Raw genomic sequence first — 6,781 nt, forward strand, 5'->3', positions numbered from 1 at the left:
ACTGCCGGACTACATGGTGCCCACGCACCTGTTGTTCCTGGAGCAATGGCCACTGACGGCCAACGGCAAGCTCGACCGCCGCGCCCTGCCGGCCCCGGATGCGAGCCTGTTGCAGCGTGAGTATCTGGCGCCGCAGACCGAGCTGCAGCAGCGCATCGCCGCCATCTGGCAGCAGGTGCTGGGCTGCGCGCAGGTCGGCCTGGCCGACAGCTTCTTCGAGCTCGGGGGGCACTCGCTGCTGGCCACCCAGGTGATCGTGCGCCTGCGCGAGCAGTTGGGACTGGAGGTACCGCTCAAGGACCTGTTCATTGCCGAGGATCTGCTGGCGTTCAGCGCCAGCGTGCAAGCCTTGCAGGTCGACACCCAGCCGGTGGAGGACGAATTGGCTAAATCTTTGGCTGCCCTCAAACGTTTATCAGCTGAAGAGCTCGAGAAGCTGATTTCATAACCAGGAGTAGTGGCGTGCAAGAATTGATCGGGGCGGTGGGCGAGCTGTCACCAAGGGAGCGCAAGGCCTTGGCGATAATGCTCAAACAGAAGGGCATCAACCTTTTTGGCATTGCCCCGGTATTCAAGCGAAAACCCGAAGAGCCGCTGTTGCTGTCGTACGCCCAGGAACGCCAGTGGTTCCTCTGGCAGCTGGACCCCGATAGCGCGGCCTATCACCTGTCCAGCGCGCTGTCGCTGGACGGCGATCTGAACGTCGAGGCCCTGGAGCGCAGCTTTGCAGCGCTGCTGGAGCGTCATGAAGCGCTGCGCACCACCTTTGTCCAGCACGCCGAGCAGACCCTGCAGCAGATTGCCGAGCACGTGCCGTTCAGCCTTGGCCGGGCGACCCTGGCCAATGCCGACGCGGCGGCGATCAAGGCCTTCGTCGAGGCGCAGACGCGCAGCCTGTTCGACCTGCAGCAGGGCCCGCTGGTGCGTGCCACGCTGCTGCAGGTGAGTGCGACGCAGCATGTGCTGGTGATCGTGCAGCACCATATCGTTTCCGACGGCTGGTCGATGCAGATCATGGTCGACGAACTGATGCGCCTGTATGCCGCCCATAGCCAGGGCCGGACCCTGGAGCTGCCCGCCCTGAAGATCCAGTATGCCGACTACGCCCTGTGGCAGCGCCAATGGATGGAGGCCGGCGAACGTGACCGCCAACTGGCCTACTGGACCACGCAACTGGGGGGGGAGCAGCCGGTCCTGGAGCTTCCCCTGGACCGCACACGCCCGGCCGAGCAGAGCTTCAGGGGCGCGCAACTGGGTATCGAGGTGCCCGTCGAACTGGGTGCAGGGCTCAAGCGCCTGGCCCAGGCCGAGGGCGTGACCCTGTTCATGCTGCTGCTGGCTTCGTTCCAGACCCTGCTGCACCGCTACAGCGGCCAGCCCGACATTCGCGTGGGCGTGCCGGTGGCCAACCGCAACCGGGTCGAGACCGAAGGCCTGATCGGGTTCTTCGTCAATACGCAGATCCTCAAGGCGCAGTTCGACGCGCCCCTGACGTTTCGCGCGCTGTTGCAGCAGGTACGCCAGTGCGTGCTGGCTGCGCAGGACCACCAGGACCTGCCCTTCGAGCAGCTGGTGGACGCGTTGCAGCCGCAGCGCAACCTGAGCCATAACGCGCTGTTCCAGGTGATGTACAACCACCAGGGCGAGGCCCAGGGCAACCCGGCGGCGCAACTGCCGGGCCTGACCCTGGCGCCGCTGCACTGGGACAACCCCACCGCGCAGTTCGACCTGACCCTCAACACCTACGACAACCCTGAAGGCCTGGCGGCAGCGCTGACCTACGCCACCGACCTGTTCGAGGCAAGCACCGCCGCGCGCATGGGCCGGCACTGGCTGAACCTGTTGCAGGCGATCCTCGCCAACCCGGCCGGGCGCATCGACGAGTTGCCCCTGCTGGACCCGGCCGAGCAGCAGGCAACCCTGCGCCAGTGGAATGGCCAGCCCCGCGCGTTCCCGGTCACACAGTGCCTGCACCAGATGATCGAGGCCCAGGTCGAGCGGACGCCGCAGGCGATTGCGCTGTGCTGCGGCGAGGCCCGGCTCAGCTATGGCGAACTCAACGAGCGTGCCAACCGTCTGGCCCACCGCCTGATCGAACAGGGCGTGGGCGCCGATGTGCGGGTCGGCCTGGCGGTCGAGCGCAGCCTGGAGATGCTGGTGGGGCTGCTGGCCATCCTCAAGGCCGGCGGTGCCTATGTGCCGCTGGACCCGGCCTACCCGAGCGAACGCCTGGCCTACATGATCGAGGACAGCGGCATCGGTCTGCTGCTGACCCAGCCATCGCTGCTGGCGCAGTTGCCGCTTGACGGCGGTGTGCAGTGCCTGTTGCTGAGCGACGATACAAGCGGCTACAGCCCGCACAATCCACAGGTGGTGCTGACCCCGGCCAACCTGGCCTACGTGATCTATACCTCGGGCTCCACCGGCAAGCCCAAGGGCACCTTGCTTGCCCATCACAACGTGCTGCGCCTGTTCGCCGCCACCGAGCACTGGTTCGCGTTCGGCCCGGACGATGTGTGGAGCCTGTTCCATTCCTACGCCTTCGACTTCTCGGTGTGGGAGATCTTCGGCGCGTTGCTGTATGGCGGGCGCCTGGTGGTGGTGCCACATGATGTCAGCCGCTCGCCGGAGGACTTTCATGCCTTGCTGCTCAAGGAGGGTGTCACGGTACTCAACCAGACCCCTTCGGCCTTCAGTCAGTTGATGCAGGTGGCCTGTGCGCCCGAGCATGCCGGCACACGCAACGCCTTGCGCCACGTGGTGTTCGGTGGCGAGGCGCTGGAGGTGAAGAGCCTGCGCCCGTGGTTCGAGCGCTTTGGCGACCGGCAGCCGCAATTGACCAACATGTACGGCATCACCGAAACCACGGTACATGTGAGCTACCGTCCGCTGCGCCTGGCAGACCTGGCGGGGGAGGCCGGCAGCCCGATCGGCGAGGCGATCCCGGACCTGTCCTGGTACCTGCTCGACCGCGCGCTCAACCCGGTGGCCAGGGGCTGCATCGGTGAGTTGTACATCGGCCAGGCGGGTCTGGCGCGTGGTTACCTCAATCGCGGCGACCTGACGGCCACGCGCTTTGTTCCCGACCCGTTCGGCGCTGCGGGCGAGCGCCTGTATCGCACCGGCGACCTGGCCCGCTATCGCGCCGACGGGGTGATCGAGTACATCGGGCGCATCGACCATCAGGTCAAGATCCGTGGCTTCCGTATCGAGCTGGGCGAGATCGAGGCCAGGCTGCAGGCACTGTCGCAGGTGCGCCAGGCCGTGGTGCTGGCCCAGGCGGGGGCCAGTGGCGCGCAACTGGTCGGCTACGTGGTGCCGCGCACGCCGGGCATCGACCCGGGCGAACTGCGCGAGGCGCTGAAGGCGCAGCTGCGCGAGGACCTGCCCGAGCACATGGTGCCGGCGCACCTGCTGTTCCTCGAGCAGTTGCCGTTGACCAGCAACGGCAAACTCGATCGCAAGGCCCTGCCGCAACCCGATGCCAGCTTGCTGCAGAGCGTCTACGTGGCCCCGCAGAGCGATCTGGAACAGCGCCTGGCGAGCATCTGGCAGGACGTGCTCAAGCTCGAGCAGGTAGGCCTGACCGATAACTTCTTCGAGCTTGGTGGGGATTCGATCATCTCGATCCAGGTGGTCAGCCGTGCACGTCAGGCGGGCATCCGTATCAGCCCCAAGGATCTGTTCCAGCACCAGACCGTGCAAAGCCTGGCCACGGTGGCGCAGGTCGGCACCGCCGGCACCGCGCCGGAACAGGTAGCACTGGTCGGCCCGACACCGCTGCTGCCGATGCAGCAGCTGTTCTTCGACAGTGTGCAGGTGCATCGTCACCACTGGAACCAATCGGTGCTGCTCAAGCCGTCGCAGGCACTCGACGCGTCGCTGCTCGAGCGTGCCTTGCAGGCGGTGGTCGCGCATCACGATGCGCTGCGCCTGCGCTTCGAGCAGCGGGCCGACGGCTGGCACGCCCACGCCGTCGCCGAGCCGGGCATGGCGCTGCTGTGGCATCGCGAGGCGGCGTCGCTGCACGAGCTCGACAGTTTGGGCGAGGCCGCGCAGGCCAGCCTGGACCTGCAGCATGGCCCGCTGTTGCGCGGCCTGCTGGTCGACCTGGCGCAGGGCGAGCAGCGCCTGCTGCTGGTGATCCATCACCTGGCGGTGGACGGCGTATCGTGGCGCATCCTGTTCGAGGACCTGCAACAGGCCTACGCCGCCTTGCGTGACGGGCAGGCCGTGCAGCTGCCGCCCAGGACCACATCGATCAGACGCTGGGCGCAGTGGCTCCAGCAGCATGCGCGCAGTGAAGCGGTGCAGGCCCAGCTGGATTACTGGCAGCACCAGTTGCAGGGGGTGGCGCTGGCGTTACCGTGCGAGCACCCGCAAGGCGACCTGAGCAACCGCCAGGCTGCCAGTGTCAGTACGCGCCTGGACCTGGCGCAGACCCGTCAGTTGCTGCAGCAAGCGCCCGCCGCCTACCGCACCCAGGTCAACGACCTGCTGCTGACCGCGCTGGCCCGGGTGCTGACCCGCTGGACGCAGGCCCCGGCAGTGGCGCTGCAACTGGAAGGGCATGGCCGCGAGGAGCTGTTCGAGGACCGGGACCTGACCCGCACCGTGGGCTGGTTCACCAGCGTGTTCCCGCTCAAGCTGACCCCGGCCGCAGGCCTGGGTGACTCGATCAAGGCAATCAAGCAGCAGCTGCGCGCCATCCCCGACAAGGGCATCGGCTTCGGCGCCCTGCGCTACCTGGGCGACGAGGCGGCGCGCCGTGCGCTGGGCGAGCTGCCGACGCCGCGCATCACCTTCAACTACCTGGGCCAGTTCGATGCCAGCTTCGCCGACGCCACCGCGTTGTTCACGCCCTGCGGCGATGCGGCCGGCAACCCGCAAAGCGCCGAGGCGCCGCTGGACAACTGGCTGAGCATCAATGGCCAGGTCTACAAGGGCGAGCTGGAACTGAACTGGACCTTCAGCCGCGCCATGTTCGATACCGCCAGCGTGCAGCGCCTGGCCGATGCTTATGGCCACGAACTGGGCCTGCTGATCACGCATTGCTGCAGCCCCGAGGCCGGTGGCGTGACGCCGTCGGACTTCCCGCTGGCGGGACTCGAGCAGGCCCAGCTGGATGCCTTGCCGATTGCCGCGCCTACCCTCAAGGACCTCTACCCGTTGTCGCCGATGCAGCAAGGCATGCTGTTCCACAGCCTGTACCAGCAGGACAGTGCCGACTACATCACGCAGATGAGCCTGGAGATCGACGGGCTCGACCCCGTGCGCTTTGCCCGCGCCTGGCAGGATGCGGTGGACGCGCACGACATCCTGCGTACCGCATTTCTCTGGCAGCCGCCGCTGCTGCAGCCGTTGCAGGCGGTGCTGCGCCAGGCCACGCTGAGTTTCGAGGTGCACGACTGGCGTGAGCGCGACGACCTGGCACAGGCGGTGGCCGCGCTGGCTGGCAACGAGCGTCGCCGCGGCTTCGAGCTGGGCCACGCGCCGCTGTTGCGCCTGCATCTGGTGCAGAGCGGGGCGCAGCGCTACCACCTGATCTATACCCACCACCACATCCTGATGGATGGCTGGAGCAATTCGCAGTTGCTGGGCGAGGTGCTGCAACGCTATTGCGGGCAGGCACCGCAGGTCGCCGTTGGCAACTACAGCGACTACATCGCCTGGTTGCAGCGCCAGGACCGTCAGCGCAGCGAAGCCTTCTGGGGCGAGCAGTTGCGCGACTTGCAGGAGCCGACACGCCTGGCCCGGGTATCGACGCCTGCCGGCGATGGCTATGCCAATCACTACCTGACCCTGCAGGCCGTCGACACCGGGCGCCTGCAACGCTTTGCCCGTGAACAGAAAGTCACCGTCAATACCCTGCTGCAGGCGGCCTGGCTGTTGCTGTTGCAACGCTATACCGGGCAAGCGTGCGTGGCCTTCGGCGCCACGGTGGCGGGGCGCCCGGCCGAGCTCAAGGGGGTCGAGCAGCATATCGGGCTGTTCATCAACACCTTGCCGGTGGTCGCCAGCCCGCGCCCGGAGCTGACGGTCGGCCAGTGGCTGCAGCAGGTCCAGGCACAGAACCTGAGCCTGCGCGAGCATGAGCACACACCGCTGTTCGAAGTGCAGCGCTGGGCCGGCAAGGGCGGTGAGGCGCTGTTCGACAATATCCTGGTGTTCGAGAACTACCCGGTGGCCGAGGTGCTGGAGCAGGCGGCGCCAGAGGGCCTGCGCTTCGGCGCGATGGAGCAGCACGAACAGACCAACTACCCGTTGACCCTGGCCGTGGGGCTTGGCGACGAACTGTCGTTGCACATGAGCTACGACCTGGCGCACTTCGCACCGGCCACGATCGAGCAGATCGCCGCGCAGCTGGGCCACCTGCTGCTGGCCATGCCCTCGGCGGCTGATCGGCCCCTGGGCACATTGGCGCTGATGGAGCAGGCCGAGCAGCGCGAGGTGCTGGCCGAATGGAACCCGGCGCCTGCGCAGTTCGCCAGCCAGCGCTGTCTCCATGAACTGATCGAAGCCCAGGCTGCGCGTGCGCCGGGCTCCATCGCGCTGACCCTGGGTGACACCCAGCTCAGCTACCGCGAACTCAACGAACGCGCCAACCAGATGGCCCATGCGTTGATTGCCCAGGGCATCGGGCCGGAGGTGCTGGTGGGCCTGGCCTGCAAGCGCAGCCTGGAGATGGTGGTCGGCCTGCTGGCGATCCTCAAGGCTGGCGGCGCCTATGTGCCACTGGACCCGGCGTACCCCGAGGACCGCCTGGCCTACATGATGGAGG

At 67.1% G+C, this 6,781-nt stretch carries 2 protein-coding genes; both read left to right on the forward strand.

The genetic code is table 11. From position 1 onward, the window contains the following. On the forward strand, positions 1 to 448 hold a 448-nt coding region (locus NJH59_RS25285), incomplete at its 5' end, for a phosphopantetheine-binding protein (RefSeq protein ID WP_253087461.1). A gap of 14 nt (positions 449 to 462) precedes the next feature. Continuing rightward, positions 463 to 6,781 (forward strand): non-ribosomal peptide synthetase (locus NJH59_RS25290; protein ID WP_253087462.1); only part of this gene is annotated, 6,319 nt, incomplete at its 3' end.

Origin of the sequence: Pseudomonas sp. VE 267-6A, from assembly GCF_024126555.1 — a bacterium.
Lineage (GTDB): Bacteria > Pseudomonadota > Gammaproteobacteria > Pseudomonadales > Pseudomonadaceae > Aquipseudomonas > Aquipseudomonas palmensis.